The sequence below is a fragment of the Spongiibacter nanhainus genome (genome assembly GCF_016132545.1).
In the GTDB taxonomy this organism is placed as follows: domain Bacteria; phylum Pseudomonadota; class Gammaproteobacteria; order Pseudomonadales; family Spongiibacteraceae; genus Spongiibacter; species Spongiibacter nanhainus.
The window spans coordinates 14,245-29,855 of the sequence record NZ_CP066167.1; the positions used below are offsets into that span (position 1 = coordinate 14,245).

15 protein-coding genes are annotated in these 15,611 nt (G+C 59.7%); 8 read left to right on the forward strand and 7 right to left on the reverse strand.

Annotated features, from left to right (window positions below; translation table 11 throughout):
- Positions 1-17: 17 nt before the first annotated feature.
- The 7 genes from I6N98_RS00050 to def form a co-directional block, all read right to left on the reverse strand.
- Positions 18-1,898 (reverse strand): putative bifunctional diguanylate cyclase/phosphodiesterase, encoded by a 1,881-nt coding sequence (locus I6N98_RS00050; protein ID WP_198569802.1) that lies wholly within the window; start codon positions 1,896-1,898, stop codon positions 18-20.
- Positions 1,899-1,905: 7 nt separating this feature from the next.
- Positions 1,906-2,493 carry a class I SAM-dependent methyltransferase gene (locus I6N98_RS00055; protein ID WP_198569803.1) on the reverse strand — a complete coding sequence of 196 codons (588 nt, stop codon included), beginning with the start codon at positions 2,491-2,493 and terminating at the stop codon, positions 1,906-1,908.
- On the reverse strand, positions 2,490-3,941 hold the full coding sequence (locus I6N98_RS00060) for a TrkH family potassium uptake protein (RefSeq protein WP_198569804.1): 1,452 nt from the start codon (positions 3,939-3,941) through the stop codon (positions 2,490-2,492). Before I6N98_RS00060 ends, I6N98_RS00055 begins: the two co-directional genes overlap by 4 nt.
- 45 nt (positions 3,942-3,986) lie before the next feature.
- Positions 3,987-5,360 (reverse strand): Trk system potassium transporter TrkA, encoded by a 1,374-nt coding sequence (gene trkA / locus I6N98_RS00065; RefSeq protein WP_198569805.1) that lies wholly within the window; start codon positions 5,358-5,360, stop codon positions 3,987-3,989.
- Between the two features lie 70 nt (positions 5,361-5,430).
- Positions 5,431-6,720: a 16S rRNA (cytosine(967)-C(5))-methyltransferase RsmB gene (gene rsmB, locus I6N98_RS00070; protein ID WP_198569806.1), complete on the reverse strand. Its 1,290-nt coding sequence runs from the start codon at positions 6,718-6,720 to the stop codon at positions 5,431-5,433.
- Entirely contained in the window at positions 6,717-7,697 is a 981-nt protein-coding gene (gene fmt, locus I6N98_RS00075) for a methionyl-tRNA formyltransferase (RefSeq protein ID WP_198569807.1), read from the reverse strand. The genes rsmB and fmt overlap by 4 nt, the downstream gene beginning before the upstream one ends.
- A gap of 3 nt (positions 7,698-7,700) precedes the next feature.
- Complete coding sequence (gene def, locus I6N98_RS00080; protein ID WP_198569808.1) at positions 7,701-8,207, reverse strand: peptide deformylase; 507 nt, start codon at positions 8,205-8,207, stop codon at positions 7,701-7,703.
- A gap of 246 nt (positions 8,208-8,453) precedes the next feature.
- On the opposite strand from def, the gene I6N98_RS00085 reads away from it, so the two are divergent.
- The 8 genes from I6N98_RS00085 to bamE all read left to right on the forward strand — a co-directional run bounded on the left by I6N98_RS00085 (position 8,454) and on the right by bamE (position 15,604).
- The gene (locus tag I6N98_RS00085) at positions 8,454-9,485 is read left to right on the forward strand and encodes a LysM peptidoglycan-binding domain-containing protein (RefSeq protein WP_198569809.1); all 1,032 of its coding nucleotides are present in this window, start codon (positions 8,454-8,456) and stop codon (positions 9,483-9,485) included.
- 75 nt (positions 9,486-9,560) lie between these two features.
- Positions 9,561-10,640: a DNA-processing protein DprA gene (dprA, locus tag I6N98_RS00090; protein WP_198569810.1), complete on the forward strand. Its 1,080-nt coding sequence runs from the start codon at positions 9,561-9,563 to the stop codon at positions 10,638-10,640.
- Between the two features lie 46 nt (positions 10,641-10,686).
- Positions 10,687-11,265, forward strand: coding sequence for an L-threonylcarbamoyladenylate synthase (locus I6N98_RS00095; RefSeq protein WP_198569811.1), 579 nt, complete (start codon positions 10,687-10,689; stop codon positions 11,263-11,265).
- Positions 11,266-11,296: 31 nt separating this feature from the next.
- On the forward strand, positions 11,297-12,193 hold the full coding sequence (gene hemF / locus I6N98_RS00100; protein ID WP_198569812.1) for an oxygen-dependent coproporphyrinogen oxidase: 897 nt from the start codon (positions 11,297-11,299) through the stop codon (positions 12,191-12,193).
- A 116-nt stretch (positions 12,194-12,309) separates the two neighbouring features.
- A complete protein-coding gene (gene aroE / locus I6N98_RS00105) occupies positions 12,310-13,143 on the forward strand; it encodes a shikimate dehydrogenase (protein ID WP_198569813.1) in 834 nt (277 codons plus the stop codon).
- Positions 13,144-13,169: 26 nt separating this feature from the next.
- Entirely contained in the window at positions 13,170-14,147 is a 978-nt protein-coding gene (locus I6N98_RS00110) for a calcium/sodium antiporter (RefSeq protein WP_198569814.1), read from the forward strand.
- A 121-nt stretch (positions 14,148-14,268) separates the two neighbouring features.
- Entirely contained in the window at positions 14,269-15,045 is a 777-nt protein-coding gene (locus I6N98_RS00115) for an outer membrane protein (RefSeq protein ID WP_198569815.1), read from the forward strand.
- A gap of 160 nt (positions 15,046-15,205) precedes the next feature.
- The gene (gene bamE, locus I6N98_RS00120) at positions 15,206-15,604 is read left to right on the forward strand and encodes an outer membrane protein assembly factor BamE domain-containing protein (RefSeq protein WP_198569816.1); all 399 of its coding nucleotides are present in this window, start codon (positions 15,206-15,208) and stop codon (positions 15,602-15,604) included.
- The last annotated feature ends 7 nt before the right edge of the window (positions 15,605-15,611 follow it).

The following is a 15,611-nucleotide window of genomic DNA, read 5'->3' on the forward strand; positions in this document are numbered from 1 at the left end:
TGACTCAAGGTCAGGGCTTAAACATGCTGGGCTTGATGGATGTCGCTGTAGCGTTTGACCCAGTCGGCAAAGTTGTCGGCGTTTAATGGCGGTGAATACAGGTAGCCCTGCACCATATCGCACTGCCGTTCGCGGAGAATGCGGCGCTGTTGGAGATTCTCGACCCCCTCGGCAATGACCTTCATATTAAAACTGTGGGCCATTGCAATAATGGCATTGACCAGGGTGACGCTGTCTTCACTTTCGTTGATATCGTGTACAAAGCTGCGATCGATCTTAAGCACATCGAAGGGGTAGCGCTTTAGATAACTTAGCGAGGCGTAGCCGGTACCGAAGTCGTCCAGAGAAACCCGCACCCCGAGATTTTTCAGCGCCGAGAAAATCTCACGAATGGTGGGCGCGTCATTAATCAGTAGGCCTTCAGTGATTTCCAGCTCTAACTGGTGAGCGGGCAGGCCGCTACGCTTAAGCGCTGAGGCAACGCGCTCGACGATATCCCCCTCGATAAACTGGCGGGCGGAAATATTCACCGCTACGCTGAGTTCCGGCAAACCGCTGTTGCGCCACTCCATAATCTGCTGGCAGGCGCGCTCTAAAACCCACGACCCGATGTCGACAATCAGCCCGCTTTCCTCGGCAATTTTGATAAAGGTATCCGGTCGAGGGTTGCGCAACTCGTTGTTGTGCCAGCGCAGCAGCACTTCCACGCCCCTTAGCTGGTTGTTTTGCAGATCCACCACCGGTTGGTAGTGGAGCTTGAATTCGTCCCGCTCAATGGCGTGGCGCAACTGGTTTTCTATCTCCAGCCGCCGCTCGACAAAGCCACTCATACCGGTCTGGTAGAAGCAGAAGCGATTGCCGCCACCGTTCTTGGCCTCGAACATGGCGGCTTCTGCCCGGCGCATTAGGGTGGCCGCGTCGTCGCCGTTATCGGGATACTGGCTGACTCCGATACTGGTGGTGATATTGATCTCGTGGTTATCGATATAAAAAGGCTGGCGAATCCGCTCCAGTATGCCCTCGGCCAGGATCGTGGCCTCGTCGGCGCAAACGTCGTTGCTTAGCATCACCATAAACTCGTCGGAGCCGAGGTGGGCCAGCAGGTACTCCTCCCGCACACAGGCGCGCAGGCGATCCGCCGTCTCCCGGAATACCCGGTCCAGTACACTGTGACCCAGTGTTTCGTTGATATAGCGAACGCGATCCAGGTCCACATGCAGGAGAAAGAAACGGCCTTCGGCGTCTTTGAGCGTCTCGATCTGCTTTTCCAGGTCGCGGATGATGTACTGACGATTGGGCAGGCCGGTAAGCACGTTGTAATGCTCGCGAATAAACAGCCGATTGGTCATCGCCTTCTGTTCGGAGATATCGTCGTAGCACACAATGACTTTATCCAGCTGGCCGGCATCGTCCATGATGGGCGTGATGGAAGCCTTCACAAACTCGTGCCGATCCCTAAAAGACAGCTGTAATTCGCCTTTCCAGGGGCGGCCCTGTAGCAAATTCTGGTTGATACTGGCGTGGGCCTCTTCGCTAATCACTTCCGGCCAACGCTTGGCATTGTTTATCCATTCATTGGGATCGGGATCGAGCCGTAACAAGGATTCGTGGAGGCGGTTGAGATACTCTATTTTCATATCTCGATTAACCAGAATCAGCGCTGAACCGCTGTGTTGGAGTAACTGATCCAGGTAGCGCTTTCTGGTTTCAGACTGCTGCAGCTGATCGCGGAGTAGATTGATTTTGTAGCAGGCAAACAGAAAGAAACCGCTAATACTGAAGGTAAAGCAGCCCAGGGCCAGTACAGCGGGGTGCTGGCCACTCCCCGCCAACACAAAGCCCAGTGCGGCCAGTCCGGCGGATATAGAAAATGCAGTACATAACAGCAGCATAGCCATAGTGATTTTACCCGCCGTTCCCTGCCGGACGCGCTCCGTCAATCTTGCGACCGACAAACGCTGTTTCGCCTCCCACACCCACCGGAAAATCCTGCCGGTGGTACAACGTGTCTAATGCTTTGAAGTGTGACAGAAGTTCGTCCGGCTGCAAGCGAAAAGCAGCCTTATTCGGGCCGCGCCGCACCGGCCCGGCGTCATTGAAGGTTTGGTAGAGCAGCAACCCGCCGGGTGCCAGAATGGAGGGGAGCTGGGGCAGCAGCGGCCGGTGGAGATAGTGGCTCACCACCACAACCTGGTAGGGCCCGGTCGGTAAGCCCGCAGACTCGATATCCCATTGCTGGGCATAAATAGGCAGCCTGGCCTCCTGAGCATAGTCGCGCAAGGTATCCACTGCGACCTGGGAAATATCCACGGCATCGCAATCCAGACCGCGGCGGGCCAGCAAATCAGCATTGCCCCCTAGGCCGCAGGCTAAGTCCAGCGCTCTGCCGTGAGCAGGGAGAATGTCGATAAACTGCTGCAATAACTGGCAGGGCTCCCCTGGCGCCGAACGCTCGCGATAGCGTTGATCCCACTTGTCCTGAATCGCTGTCATCCGCGCCGCCAGAATGCCGGTGTGAACAATACCAGCAAGGTAAAGATTTCCAGCCGTCCCAGCAGCATGGCAAAGCACAGCACCCACTTGCCCACGTCGCTGACACTTTGATAGTTAGCGGCGACCTCCCCCAGACCGGGGCCCATATTGTTAATGCTGGCAGCGGTGGCGGTGAAGGCTGACAGTGAGTCCAGGCCGCAGGCCATCATCACCAAAGTGATCACCACAAAGGAGATCAGGTACATGGCCACAAAGCTCCATACCGCACTGACCACCCGAGCCTCTACCCGGTGCCGGCCTACTTTTAATGGAATAACGGCATTGGGGTGGATCAACTGCTTCATTTCCCGAACGCCCTGCTTGACGACCAGCATGGTGCGCACTGCTTTCATACCGCCGCCGGTCGAGCCGGCACAGCCGCCGATAAAAGACAGCATCACCAAGTAGACCGGTAAAAAGCTGGGCCAGGCGGCAAAGTTATCGGCGCCAAATCCAGCGGTGGTGGCGATGGAGACAGTGTGAAAGATGCCGTTAATCAAGCCGTTATTGGCAGACTGGGTGCCGGTAAAAATCAGAAACAGCGAGACTAATAGTACCGAAAATCCAATGACCCCCAGATAAAACTTACTCTCAGAATCCTTGAGATAGGACAGCGGTCGCCGCTCGTGCCAAACCGCAAAATGCACCGCAAAGCTCATGCCGGCAAACAACATAAAGGCGGTGCAGATCATCAATATCAGCGGACTGTTGAAGTAGCCCATACTGGCGTCGTGGGTAGAAAAGCCGCCGATCGCCACGGTGGAGAAGGCGTGGCAAATGGCATCGAAAAAGGTCATGCCAGCCAGCCAGTAGGCCGCTGTGCAGGTGATGGTCAGGGCCATGTACATGTAGAACAGCACCTTGGCGGTACCGGTGATCCGCGGGGTGAGTTTGGTATCTTTCACCGGCCCCGGGGTTTCCGCCCGGTACAACTGCATCCCACCAATGCCCAGTATCGGCAGGATCGCCACCGCGATAACGATAATCCCGATACCCCCCAGCCACTGCAGAAACTGCCGATAAAATAAAATGGAGATGGGTAGCTCATCGAGGCCGACGATCACCGTGGCGCCGGTGGTGGTGAGGCCGGAGAAAGACTCAAACACCGCCTCGGAAAGGGACAGGCCCGGGTGGTCGGCCAGGTAAAAGGGCAAGGCCCCGAACAGGCTCAGTACCGACCAGAACAGGGCCACCACCAGAAAGCCATCGCGAATGCCCAGGTCCTGCTGGCGATTGCCGCTGATCACCCGCAGCACCAGGCCGGCGCCAAAGGTCAGTACAAAGGCCATACCAAAGGCCCGCATCGCGCCGTCGTCATACAGCGCCGCCAGCGCCGCCGGCAGGGCCATGGTCACGCTGAATATCATCAGCAGCATGCCGATAATTCGACAGATTACGACTAGGTGCATGGCACGATCCTGGTATCAAAACGCCCTGGGGTCATGTCATTGCCCTTAGAAGAAGGTAAAGCCGACTTGGAAGAGTTTTTCCACAGCCTTGATCTTGCTCTTATCCGTCAGGAACAGAATCACGTGGTCCTCGGACTCAACAAGAATATGGCCGTGGGCAATTAACACTTCATTACCCCTGGCAATGGCGCCGATGGTGACCCCCTCGGGCAGATCAATCTCATCCAGTCGTCGGCCCACCACTTTGGAGGACCGACTGTCGCCGTGAGCAATAATCTCTAACGACTCGGCTGCGCCGCGTCGCAGAGAATGGACATTGTATATATCGCCACGCCTTACATGGGTTAACAGGCTGCCGATTGTGATCTGCTGGGGCGAGATAGCAATGTCGATTTCACCGCCCTGCACCAGGTCCACATAGGCGGGGTTGGTGATCAGGGTGATCACCTTGCGGGCGCCCATGCGCTTGGCCAGCAGCGAGGCCATGATATTGGCTTCGTCGTCGTTGGTCAGCGCCAGGAATACATCCACATCGTCGATATTTTCCTGGGCCAGCAGCTCGTGATCCGAGGCGCTGCCGTGCAGCACAATGGCATGGCGCAACTGCTCCGACAGATAGCGACAGCGCTTGTAGCTGCGCTCGATCACTTTGACGTTGTAGTGTTTTTCCAGCGCCCGGGACAGGCGCTCGCCGATATTGCCGCCGCCGGCGATAACAATGCGCTTGTAGGTGCGATCCAACCGCCGCAGCTCGCTCATTACCGGCATCACGTTTTTGCGAGCGGCGATAAAGAACACTTCGTCCCCCGCCTCCACCACCGTGTCGCCGGTGGGCATGATGGCCTGACCGCGACGGAAAATGGCCGCCACCCGGGTATCCACCTTGGGCATATGCTCGCGGATGGTGGACAGTTCATTGCCCACCAGCGGGCCGCCGTAATAGGCCTTGACCCCCACCAGCTGGGCCTTGCCGTCGGCAAAGTCCAGCACCTGCAGCGCGCCGGGGTATTGCAGCAGGCGCTGCACGTATTTGGTGACCAAGTCCTCGGGGCTGATAAACACATCGATGGGGATGGCCTCCAGGCCAAACAGCTTCTCCACCGAGGAGTAGGCCTGGGCGCGGATGCGGGAAATCTTGGTGGGGGTACGGAACAGGGTGTAGGCAACCTGACAGGCCACCATATTGATCTCGTCGCTACTGGTCACCGCAATCAGCATGTCGGCGTCTTCGGCTCCCGCCCGGGCCAGTACGTCGGGGTGAGAGGCCGAGCCGGCTACGGTGGCGATGTCCAGGCGGTCCTGCAATTCCTTGAGGCGATCCTGGTCGTGGTCCACCACGGTGATGTCGTTGTGCTCGCTGGCCAGATTCGCTGCCAGGGTACCGCCGACCTGGCCGGCGCCCAGAATGATGATTTTCATTGCGGGTTTGTCGCCTTAAGCAATGGAATGTGGGCAATTGTGCGTTGTTTTACTGCCTTGGCTCAAGTACTTAGCGCTTGTGTAGTACGGCATAAAAGAATCCATCCGGCCCGTCGACTGCGGGAAACAACTGTCGACCGGCCGGCCGCGCTTGTCCCCAGGCTGCTTCGATGGGCGCCTCGGCGGCGTCACTGTGGCGGGCTAAAAAGTCCGCCACTTGCTGTTCATTTTCATCCGGCAATACCGAGCAGGTGGCATAGAGCAAGGTGCCGCCGGGGCTCAGGCACTGCCACAAGGCATCCAGAATGCGGCGCTGTAAGGCGACCAATGCTGGAATATCGTCGGCTCGGCGGTGCAGCTTAATGTCAGGGTTGCGGCGGATTACGCCGGTGGCGCTGCAGGGGGCGTCCAGCAGAATGCGATCAAAGGGTTTGCCGTCCCACCAGTTATCGGTATCGGCAGCGTCGGCGCACAGCAGCGTTGCGGACAGGCCCAGGCGCTGCAGATTGTCCCGGACCCTGTCCAGGCGACCGTCCTCCACATCCAGCGCTACCACTTCCCTTAGATTTGCCTCGGTTTCCAGAATCGCGCCGGTTTTGCCCCCCGGCGCGGCGCAGGCATCCAGCACCCGCTGGCCGGCTTTAAGATCCAGCAGCGTGGTACACAGTTGGGCGGCTTCGTCCTGAACACTGGCCAAACCCTCGGCAAAGCCCGGCAGCCGGCTCACCGGTTGGGGCGCGTGCAGGCGCACCCCCTGGGGGGCAAAGTCACAGGGGCTGGCTTCAATATCACTGTCTTTCAGGGCATGCAGGTAGCTGTCGCGATCGCCCTGGCGGGCGTTGACCCGCAAACACATCGGCGGGTGGCTGTTGTTGGCCGCCAGTATCGCCTCGGCCTGCTGGGGCCAGGCCTTTTTTATGGCCTGGTAGAGCCACTGGGGGTGACTGACGGCGGCCGCTGGCGGCAAGTTGGCGAACAGTTCATCGCCATCGCGCTGACAGCGTCGCAAAATGGCATTGACCATCCCCGCTGCCCACTTTTTCTTCACCGTGCGACAGGCTTCAACACAGCTATTTATCGCCGCGTGGGGCGCAACGGCGGTGTAGCGCAGTTGGTAAGCGCCCACCAACACCAGCATCTCTATGTCCAGGTCCTTGCGTTTGAGGGGCTTGGCAAAGCAGGGTTTAAGGGCAGCTTTAAGCGTCCAATAGTGGCGCAGCACCCCGTAGCACAGTTCCCGATACAGGGGCCGCTGTTGATTGGGCAGCGACTGCTCATTGACGGGCAGCTGGCGGTTGAGGGACTGGCCGCCAGCGACGGCAGTCAGGCATTGGGCCGCGGCCAGCCTGGGGCAGCTCATGCGGCGCCAAAGCGGGTGCCGGGACTAAACTGCTCGGCCCGGGCATTGAGCAATTCGGCGGCGGTCATGGCGCGGCCGCCGGGCAATTGCAGTGAGCCCACCAGCAGGCTGTCTTCGCCGCAGGCAATGCGAATGCCGCTGCGGTCGGCGCTGATAATGGAGCCTGGCTCGGCGCCGTTGTTACCCGCCACCACCGAGGCGGCCCACAGTTTGACCCGGTCATCGCTGCCGGTCTGTTCATTATGGAGAGTGGTGTAGCACACCGGAAAGGGAATAAAGGCCCGCAGCCGGCGTTGAATGTCGGTGGCCGATTGCTGCCAGTCCACCAATGCCTCGGCCTTGTCGATTTTGGCGGCGTAGTTGCTCAGGGCGTCGTCCTGGACCTCGGGGGTCGCGGTGCCGGTAGCCAGTTGCTCCAGCGCTTGCAGTAATGCCGGCCCGCCCAACTCGGCGAGGCGGTCGTGGAGGTCGGCGGCGGTGTCGCTGTCGCCAATGGCGCAGCGTACCTTGACCAGCATATCGCCGGTATCCAGGCCCGCTGCCATTTGCATAATGGTCACGCCGGTTTCCGGGTCGCCGGCCTCAATGGCCCGCTGAATTGGCGCCGCCCCCCGCCAGCGGGGCAACAGCGAGGCGTGCACGTTGACGCAGCCAAGCCGGGGAATATCCAACACCGCCTGGGGCAGGATCAGCCCGTAGGCCACCACCGCCATCAGATCGGCGTTGAGCTCGGCTAAGGTTTGGCGTTCGGCCTCCTCGCGAAAATTCTGGGGTTGGTATACCGGCAGCCCGGCGGCCTCGGCGCAGCGTTTCACCTCGCTGGCGTGGAGTTTTTTGCCCCGCCCCGCTGGACGGTCGGGCTGGGTGTAGACCGCCACGATGTCGTGGCGACCGCTGTCGATCAGGGCTTGCAGGTGTTGAGCGGCAAAAGCCGGGGTGCCGGCAAAGATCAGCCGGAGGCGCGCAGGTGAAGCCATGGATCAGGCCCGCCGCTTGTGTTGTTTTTCCAGCTTGCTGCGGATGCGGTTGCGCTTCAGTGGCGAGATGTAGTCCACAAACAGCTTGCCCAGTAAATGGTCCCGCTCGTGCTGAATGCACACCGCCAGTAGTCCTTCCGGCTCCATTTCAAAGGCCTCGCCATTGCGGTCCAGTGCCTTCACGCGAATGTGGCGGGGGCGTTCGACGGTCTCGTAAAAGCCCGGAACCGACAGACAGCCCTCGTCGTACTGGTGAATTTCGTGGTCCAGCACGGTGATGTCGGGATTGATAAAGACCAGCGGTTCGCTGCGATCTTCGCTGACGTCGATCACCACAATCTGCTCGTGTACATCCACCTGGCTGGCGGCCAGGCCAATGCCCGGGGCGTCGTACATGGTCTCGAACATGTCGTCGATCAGCTGGCGCACCCGGTCGTCCACCTGCTCCACCGGCTTGGCGACCGTACGCAGGCGGGGGTCGGGAAACTCAAGAATATCCAGGATTGCCATATTACTCACCGTGTTCGCTATCGGCCGATGCCGTAATTCTACGCATGGCGGTTATCATGTGATTACTGCAAAATGTCCCTTAAAGGGTTATAACAGCGATACATTCGCCTGTTTGCGTTAATCTTCTATAGTATAGCGAGATTATAACGTGGGCGCGTGATAAATGCCTGGCTGTAGTGGCCCCTCACCCAAAGAGTGTGGCGTGAGGTCAGCGAGTGCGCGGCGCGGTGAAATAAGGACAAAACTATGAGAAAAATCCTGTTCGGGATTGCCCTTGGGCTGATAGCCGCTGTGGTTCAGGCGGGCGACGTGCTGTCATTAAAGGCGGGCCACCCCCAAACCTACGTGGTGAAAAAAGGCGATACCCTGTGGGACATCTCCGGCATGTTTCTGGATGACCCCTGGTTGTGGCCGGAGCTGTGGCACTACAACCCCCAGGTTGAAAACCCCCACCTGATCTACCCTGGCGATGTCCTCCACCTGGTTTGGCGGGACGGCAAACCGATGCTGGTGCGCAACCCCAAAGGCTCTGGCCCCAGTGGCGTGGTCAAGCTGACCCCGCAGATGCGCATCTCCGAGGCCAGCCAGGCGATCCCCGCCATCCCCCTGGATGTGGTGGCGCCCTTCCTGTCACGCAGCCGCGTGGTCTCTGAAGACGAGCTGGAAAACGCACCTTATGTCTTGGCTGGCCAGCGCGGCAACATCGTCGCCGGCGCCGGTGACTCAATACTGGGCCGTGGCGACTTTGGCGAACTGGAGAACTTTGGTATCTACCGCCGGGGCCAGGAATACCGCGACCCGGTCACTGGCGAGCGCCTGGGTATTGAAGCCATCGACATTGGCACCGTGCACCTGCTGGCCACCGAGGACGATGTCTCCACCCTGGCGGTGAACCGCAGCACCCAGGAAATCCGCCGCGCCGACCGCTTCTTGCCTCTGGAAGAGCGGCAGCTCACCGCCCGCTTTGAGCCCGATGCCCCGGACGAAGACGTGGCCGGCTTTATCATCGCCGTAGACGGCGGTGTGACTCAGATTGGTGGCATGGACGTGGTGACCCTTAACCTGGGTGAGCGCAATGGCATTGAAGCGGGCGACGTTTTGGCCATTTACAGCAGTGGCGTTGTGGTGCGGGATCCCGTTAAAGGTGACCGGGTTAAAGCCCCCGATGTTCGCGCTGGCTTGCTGATGGTCTTCCGGGTATTTGAGAAGGTCAGCTACGGCCTGGTGCTGCAAGCAGAACAGGCTCTCAAAGTCGGCGATAAACTGCGTAACCCCTAATTTCAACACCCTGAACTTACAAGCCAATCGGGGCGGCCGGCAACGCCGCCCCACCACACTGCAAGGACGCATATTGTGGACAGCTCTGCCCTCGCCTGGTTGTGCCTGCAGCAACAGGCCGATATCCCCGCCCCACAGTGGCGCGCCCTGCACAGCGCGGTGACCGATCCCCGGGCGCTGAACTCACTCAGCCCTCAGCAACGCCAACTGCTCATGCTCGACAGCGCCACCCTGGATCGCTGGAGCCAGCTGGTGAGCGAGCACCAACTCACCCGCTTTGGCACCTGGCTAGATGAGCTGGATTTGCAAGTGCTGTCGATTCACGATGCCGCCTACCCCGCCCTGTTAAAAGAGATCAGCGACCCGCCGGAGTTGCTGTTCTACCGAGGCCAACTGTCCACTCTGGATCGCCCCATGCTAGCCATGGTGGGCAGCCGCCGGCCCAGTCGCCGGGGTGCCGATGACGCCCGGGACTTTGCCGATATATTGGCCCGGGCCGGTATGGGCATTGCCAGCGGTATGGCATTGGGTATCGATGCCGCTGCCCATCGCGGTGCCCTGGCTGCCGAAGGTGCCACCGTGGCGGTGCTGGGGACCGGCGCCGATATCTGCTATCCCCGCAGTCATCGAGCCCTCTATGACGACATCGCCCAGCGGGGATTAATTCTCAGCGAACTGCCACCGGGCAGCCCGCCACTGCGCCACCACTTCCCCCGCCGCAATCGGCTGATCAGCGGCCTTAGTTTGGGCGTGCTGGTGGTGGAGGCGGCGATTAAAAGTGGCTCGCTGATTACCGCCCGCCTGGCCCTGGAGCAAAACCGCGAGGTCTTCGCCCTGCCCGGCTCCATCCACAACCCCGCCAGCCGGGGCTGCAATGGCCTGATCCGTAGCGGCGCCAAGCTGGTGGAGTCCATCGACGATATTCTTGAGGAGCTGTCCGGCTGGACCGCCTACCAGCGCGGTGAGGCTGCGGAGGGAGCCGCCGAGTCCCCCGACTCCGCCATCTACCGGGCCCTGGGCTATGAGCCAATGCCGGTGGATGCCCTGGCCGGGCAATGCCAGCTGCCCATTGCGCAATTATTGGCGGAGCTGGCTGAACTGGAGTTGGAAGGCTGGGTCGAACAGCAGGCCAGTGGATGGCAGCGCCGGCGCTGACACACTGGTATACTTGCGCCACTTTTTATCAGTGCTGACGGTGTTTATGTCCACGGCTACCTCCTCCACGCCCAGTTCTCAGTATCGCTTGCGCCGTGCCGCCGATGTGCTGTGGTCAGGCGGGGTCGTCTGCCACCCCACCGAAGCGGTTTGGGGGCTGGCGTGTTTGCCCGGTCAGCTCACCGCGGTGCAGCGTATTTGGGACCTTAAGCAGCGTGACCCCGCCAAGGGCCTGATTCTGGTCTCCGACTCCGCTGAGCGTTTTGCACCCCTTTTGGAAGGCTTGCCTGCCGAGGCCCGGGAGCACGTGCTGGCCTCTTGGCCCGGCCCCAATACCTGGGTGATCCCCGATCTGGATTTTATCCCGGTTTGGATTCGCGGACGCTTTAGCAGCGTGGCGGTGCGGGTAAGTGACCACAAACTAACCCGTGCCCTGTGCCGGGCTGCAGACAGCTTTTTGGTGTCCACCTCTGGCAATCCGGCGGGGGCGGAGCCGGCTGTTAATCAAGCCCAGGCCCAACGTTATTTTGCCGGCGATGTGGACTACTACCTGCCCGGCGCCACCGGCGGTTTGCAGCAGCCCACCACCATCCGCGATGCACTGACCGGTCAGGTACTGCGCTAGAGCCGGCAGCACAAAACACAAAGGCAAGATCATGAGTGAAGACGTCAACATCGCCGCCGTTAAAGACTATTTTATGGATCTTCAGGACCGTATCTGCGCGGCTCTGGAGACTGAGGACGGCGGAGCCCAATTTGAAGAAGACGACTGGGGTCGGGGTCGCAGCCGGGTGATCACCGACGGCGCGGTCATTGAAAAAGGCGGGGTCAACTTCTCCCATGTCCAGGGCGACGCCATGCCTGCCAGCGCCACCGCCCACCGCCCCGAGCTGGCCGGTCGCCGCTTTCAGGCCATGGGGGTGTCGTTGGTCATCCACCCTTCCAATCCCTACGTACCTACCAGCCACGCCAACGTGCGCTTTTTCGTCGCCGAAAAAGATGGCGAGGCGCCGGTGTGGTGGTTTGGCGGCGGTTACGATCTCACGCCTTATTACGGCAACAAGGACGACTGCGTGCACTGGCACCGCACCGCCCGTGATGCCTGTGCCCCCTTTGGCGATGACGTCTATCCGCGCTTTAAAAAGTGGTGCGACGAATACTTTTATCTCAAGCACCGGGACGAATGCCGGGGCGTCGGCGGCTTGTTCTTTGACGACTACAACGACGCCGGCTTTGACGACAGCTTTGCCTTTATGCGCTCGGTGGGCGACTCCTACATCAATGCCTACCTGCCCATTGTGCAGCGGCGGCGCAACACCCCCTACGGCGAGCGGGAGCGGCAGTTTCAGCTCTATCGTCGGGGGCGCTATGTGGAGTTCAACCTGGTCTACGACCGGGGCACCCTGTTTGGCCTGCAAAGCGGCGGTCGCACGGAGTCTATTTTGATGTCCATGCCACCCCTGGTGCGATGGGAGTACAATTGGCAGCCCGAGCCGGATAGCCCTGAAGCGGTGCTGACCAGGGATTTTCTGCCGCCTAAAGATTGGCTGTAGGCACTTATCTTCGAAAGGACTGGCTGTAGGCACTGTATCACTGGCACAGGCCCGATAATTGCTTACGCCGTGGCCACCAAGCAGCAAAGAACCGGATAAACACAACAAGCGGGACCATGGATAAAATCGATCAGTACGCGGTGTTTGGCAACCCGATAAAGCACAGCAAATCGCCCCAAATTCATACCGCCTTTGCCGAGCAAACCGGCCAGGCGCTGCACTATCGTGCCCACAAGGTGGAGGTGGGTCGCTTTGCCGATGCCGCCGCCCAGTTTTTTAAGAACGGCGGCAAAGGCCTTAATATCACCGTGCCCTTCAAGCTGGACGCCTACGACTTTGCCGACGAGCTCAGCGGTCGCGCCCGCCGCGCCGGGGCAGTCAACACCCTGGCATTGGGTGACGACCAGCGCATATACGGCGACAACACTGACGGCGTGGGCATGGTGCGGGACATCAAAGACAACCTGGGCTGGGAAGTCCACAATCGGCGCATTCTTATCCTCGGTGCCGGCGGCGCGGTGCGGGGCATCCTCGGTCCCCTGCTCAAACAGGCCCCTACCCAAGTTACCATTGCCAACCGCACCGCCGAAAAAGCCCAAACCCTGGCCGAGATGTTTGCCGAGCGAGGCGAGGTCCAGGGCGGCGGCTTTGACGGCTTGGCGGGTCGCCAGTTCGACTTGATCATCAACGGCACCAGCGCCAGCATGAGCGGCGATCTGCCCCCCCTGCCCAGCCAGTTGCTCAGCAATGAGGGCTGCGCTTACGATATGATGTACGGCGCCGAGCCCACCCCCTTTATGCGTTGGGCCGCGGCGGAAACGGCCTGGGCGGTCTCCGATGGCCTGGGCATGCTGGTGGAGCAGGCGGCGGAGTCGTTCTGCATTTGGCGGGGCGTGCGCCCCGACACCAAGCCCGTTATCGACATGATTCGACAATCTCTTTCGGCATAAACGCCGAATTTCGCGGAATTTACTTTATGTTACTGAGCTTAGCGGCGGTTCTCGTCGGCGTAGTAGTGCTGGTTTGGAGTGCTGACAAGTTTATTCTCGGCGCCTCTGGCACCGCGTCCATCCTGGGCGTCTCCACCCTGGTGGTGGGCATCTTGGTGGTGGGCATCGGCACCTCGGCGCCGGAGATGCTGGTCTCTGCCATCGCCGCGCTAGATGGCCAATCGGGTCTGTCGGTGGGTAACGCCCTGGGCTCCAATATCACCAATATCGGTCTGATTCTGGGCATCACCGCGCTGCTGATTCCCCTGAGCGTGCAGTCCAAACTGATCACCCGGGAAATCCCCCTGCTCCTCCTTATTATGATCGCCGGCTACATCCTGGTCTCTGACGGTGTGCTGGACGTGCTGGACGGCGTGATGCTGCTGGTGGGCTTTGGTCTCGTTGTGCTGCGGCAACTGTGGGAGGCCAAGCACAGCCGCGGCGACATTCTGGAGAAAGAGCTGGAAAAGGAAATCCCCAAAGACATCACCCTCAAGGCCGCGCTGGGCTGGTTGGTATTGGGGCTGATCTTGCTGGTGGCCTCCGCCCGTTTGCTGGTGTGGGGCGCCGTGGAGCTGGCGCTGTTGTTTGGCGTGAGCGATCTGGTAGTGGGCCTGACGGTGGTGGCCATCGGCACCAGCCTGCCGGAGCTGGCCGCCTCGGTAGCGGCCGCTCGCAAAAACGAGCACGACATCGCCATTGGCAACGTCATCGGCTCCAACATGTTTAACCTGCTGGGCGTTATGGCCCTGCCCGGCGTGCTTTCCCCCGGTGCCATCGATATCGGTGTGGTTAACCGGGACTACCCGCTGATGCTGGCCATGACTGTGCTGTTCTTTATCGTCGCCTGTTTGCCCAAAGGCAACGGCCGCATCACCCGCGTCGAGGGCGGCGTATTGCTGGCCATCTATTTCGCCTACACCGCCTACCTGCTGGTGGATACGGGCGCCATCGGCGGCGCCTGACACGCTCTGAACGCCTGAAATTAACCCCGCGATAAATCCATCGCGGGGCACCTTCCGTACCCTCTGGTTCAGCCGGTCAATACCGGCGACTACAACGATAACCGAGCGGAAGGGTCCTACCATGAACAAAGCACTCCCAATACTGGCGTCACTGGCGATGATCAGCGTACCGGCCAGCGCACTGGAAGACTGGAGCGGTCGCTACTACGGCCTGAGTCTGGGCGCCGGCTTTAATACCGGCGACGACGGCAAACTCAAATTCAAACGGGCCGACGGCTCCGACAACAGCGATGCCATCGACAACGCCTTTGGCAACAACTTCGAGGGCAAATTCGAGGCCGGCGCGGTGCTGGGCGGCGAGCTGGGCATGCGCATGCAAAGCAACGAATGGGTGTATGGCGGCGCCGTGACCCTGAGCATGGCGGACATCGCCCAAGAGCAAAGCGCGTTTTCTGCCACACCGGCCACCTATGTGGAGCGCCGGGAGGTCAACGCCCTGGCCACACTGGTAGGTCAAATCGGCTACGCCAGTGAGTTGCCCATCCTCCCCTACTTCACCCTGGGCCTGGCCTACGGCGATGTCGACTACAGTTGGGAAGGTAACTCCGGCGCCTTTCGCGGCAGCAAAGGTGACGACGGCGACGGCCTGGGCTACACCGCCGGCATCGGCGTGGAGTTTAAGGTCACATCCACCATGACCGCCGCCTTCGACTACCGCTACATCAACGTCGGCGACGCCGACTTCAAAACCAACTTCAGCGGCGAGCAAGACCTGCTGGGCAACAACGGCGCCTTCAATGCCTTTGGCAATGCCGCCTCCGGTGGCACCAACGCCCAGGGCACGGATGACGATTTTGATTTTCAGATCATGCGGGCGTCATTGCGGTATTGGTTCTAAGCCTACTTCGTTAGCCCAGCGTTGCGCTGGGCTTTGCTTATTCTTAGCAATCAAAAAGCGAAAGAACTGAAAGATTCGCCCTTGCACTGCTTAGTAAGCCTGCCTAAAATAAAGCTGGGATTTTAATAAATATCACAAAAGCAACTTAAGGACGAGGTTTATGAAAAGGTTAGTTACCTTCTGCTTTGCACTTCTGTTGGCTGCATGCGCGGCCTCATCCCATCAAGCTGATATAAACAGCGAGTCATCAGAAAAGCTAACAGTCGGGAAAGTTCAACGCGAAATCAAGGTAGGGATGACTTCTGCAGAGGTTGTTGAAATTCTCGGCTCGCCAAATATGGTGTCGACGGATGAGTTGCGGCGCGAAGTTTGGGTATACGACAAAGTGGCGACCGAAACGGCTTATTCAAAAAGCGAAGGTGGCGTCTGGCTACTAGTTCTTGGTGCATCTAAAAGTGCTGGCGCCCGCTCTCAATCCCAAAAAACACTGACTATCATAGTCAAATTCGATGAAAATAGTCGTGTCAGAGATTTTGCTTACCACTCCTCAAAATTTTAAAAGGATT

Excerpts from the sequence above, each read along its gene's own strand:
- I6N98_RS00110 (WP_198569814.1), top strand. The coding sequence starts at position 13,170 with ATGTTACTGAGCTTAGCGGCGGTTCTCGTCGGCGTAGTAGTGCTGGTT.
- fmt (WP_198569807.1), bottom strand. The coding sequence starts at position 7,697 with ATGGCTTCACCTGCGCGCCTCCGGCTGATCTTTGCCGGCACCCCGGCT.
- I6N98_RS00060 (WP_198569804.1), bottom strand. The coding sequence starts at position 3,941 with ATGCACCTAGTCGTAATCTGTCGAATTATCGGCATGCTGCTGATGATA.
- I6N98_RS00055 (WP_198569803.1), bottom strand. The coding sequence starts at position 2,493 with ATGACAGCGATTCAGGACAAGTGGGATCAACGCTATCGCGAGCGTTCG.
- I6N98_RS00050 (WP_198569802.1), bottom strand. The coding sequence starts at position 1,898 with ATGGCTATGCTGCTGTTATGTACTGCATTTTCTATATCCGCCGGACTG.
- I6N98_RS00095 (WP_198569811.1), top strand. The coding sequence starts at position 10,687 with ATGTCCACGGCTACCTCCTCCACGCCCAGTTCTCAGTATCGCTTGCGC.
- def (WP_198569808.1), bottom strand. The coding sequence starts at position 8,207 with ATGGCAATCCTGGATATTCTTGAGTTTCCCGACCCCCGCCTGCGTACG.
- aroE (WP_198569813.1), top strand. The coding sequence starts at position 12,310 with ATGGATAAAATCGATCAGTACGCGGTGTTTGGCAACCCGATAAAGCAC.
- I6N98_RS00115 (WP_198569815.1), top strand. The coding sequence starts at position 14,269 with ATGAACAAAGCACTCCCAATACTGGCGTCACTGGCGATGATCAGCGTA.
- I6N98_RS00085 (WP_198569809.1), top strand. The coding sequence starts at position 8,454 with ATGAGAAAAATCCTGTTCGGGATTGCCCTTGGGCTGATAGCCGCTGTG.
- bamE (WP_198569816.1), top strand. The coding sequence starts at position 15,206 with ATGAAAAGGTTAGTTACCTTCTGCTTTGCACTTCTGTTGGCTGCATGC.
- rsmB (WP_198569806.1), bottom strand. The coding sequence starts at position 6,720 with ATGAGCTGCCCCAGGCTGGCCGCGGCCCAATGCCTGACTGCCGTCGCT.
- trkA (WP_198569805.1), bottom strand. The coding sequence starts at position 5,360 with ATGAAAATCATCATTCTGGGCGCCGGCCAGGTCGGCGGTACCCTGGCA.
- hemF (WP_198569812.1), top strand. The coding sequence starts at position 11,297 with ATGAGTGAAGACGTCAACATCGCCGCCGTTAAAGACTATTTTATGGAT.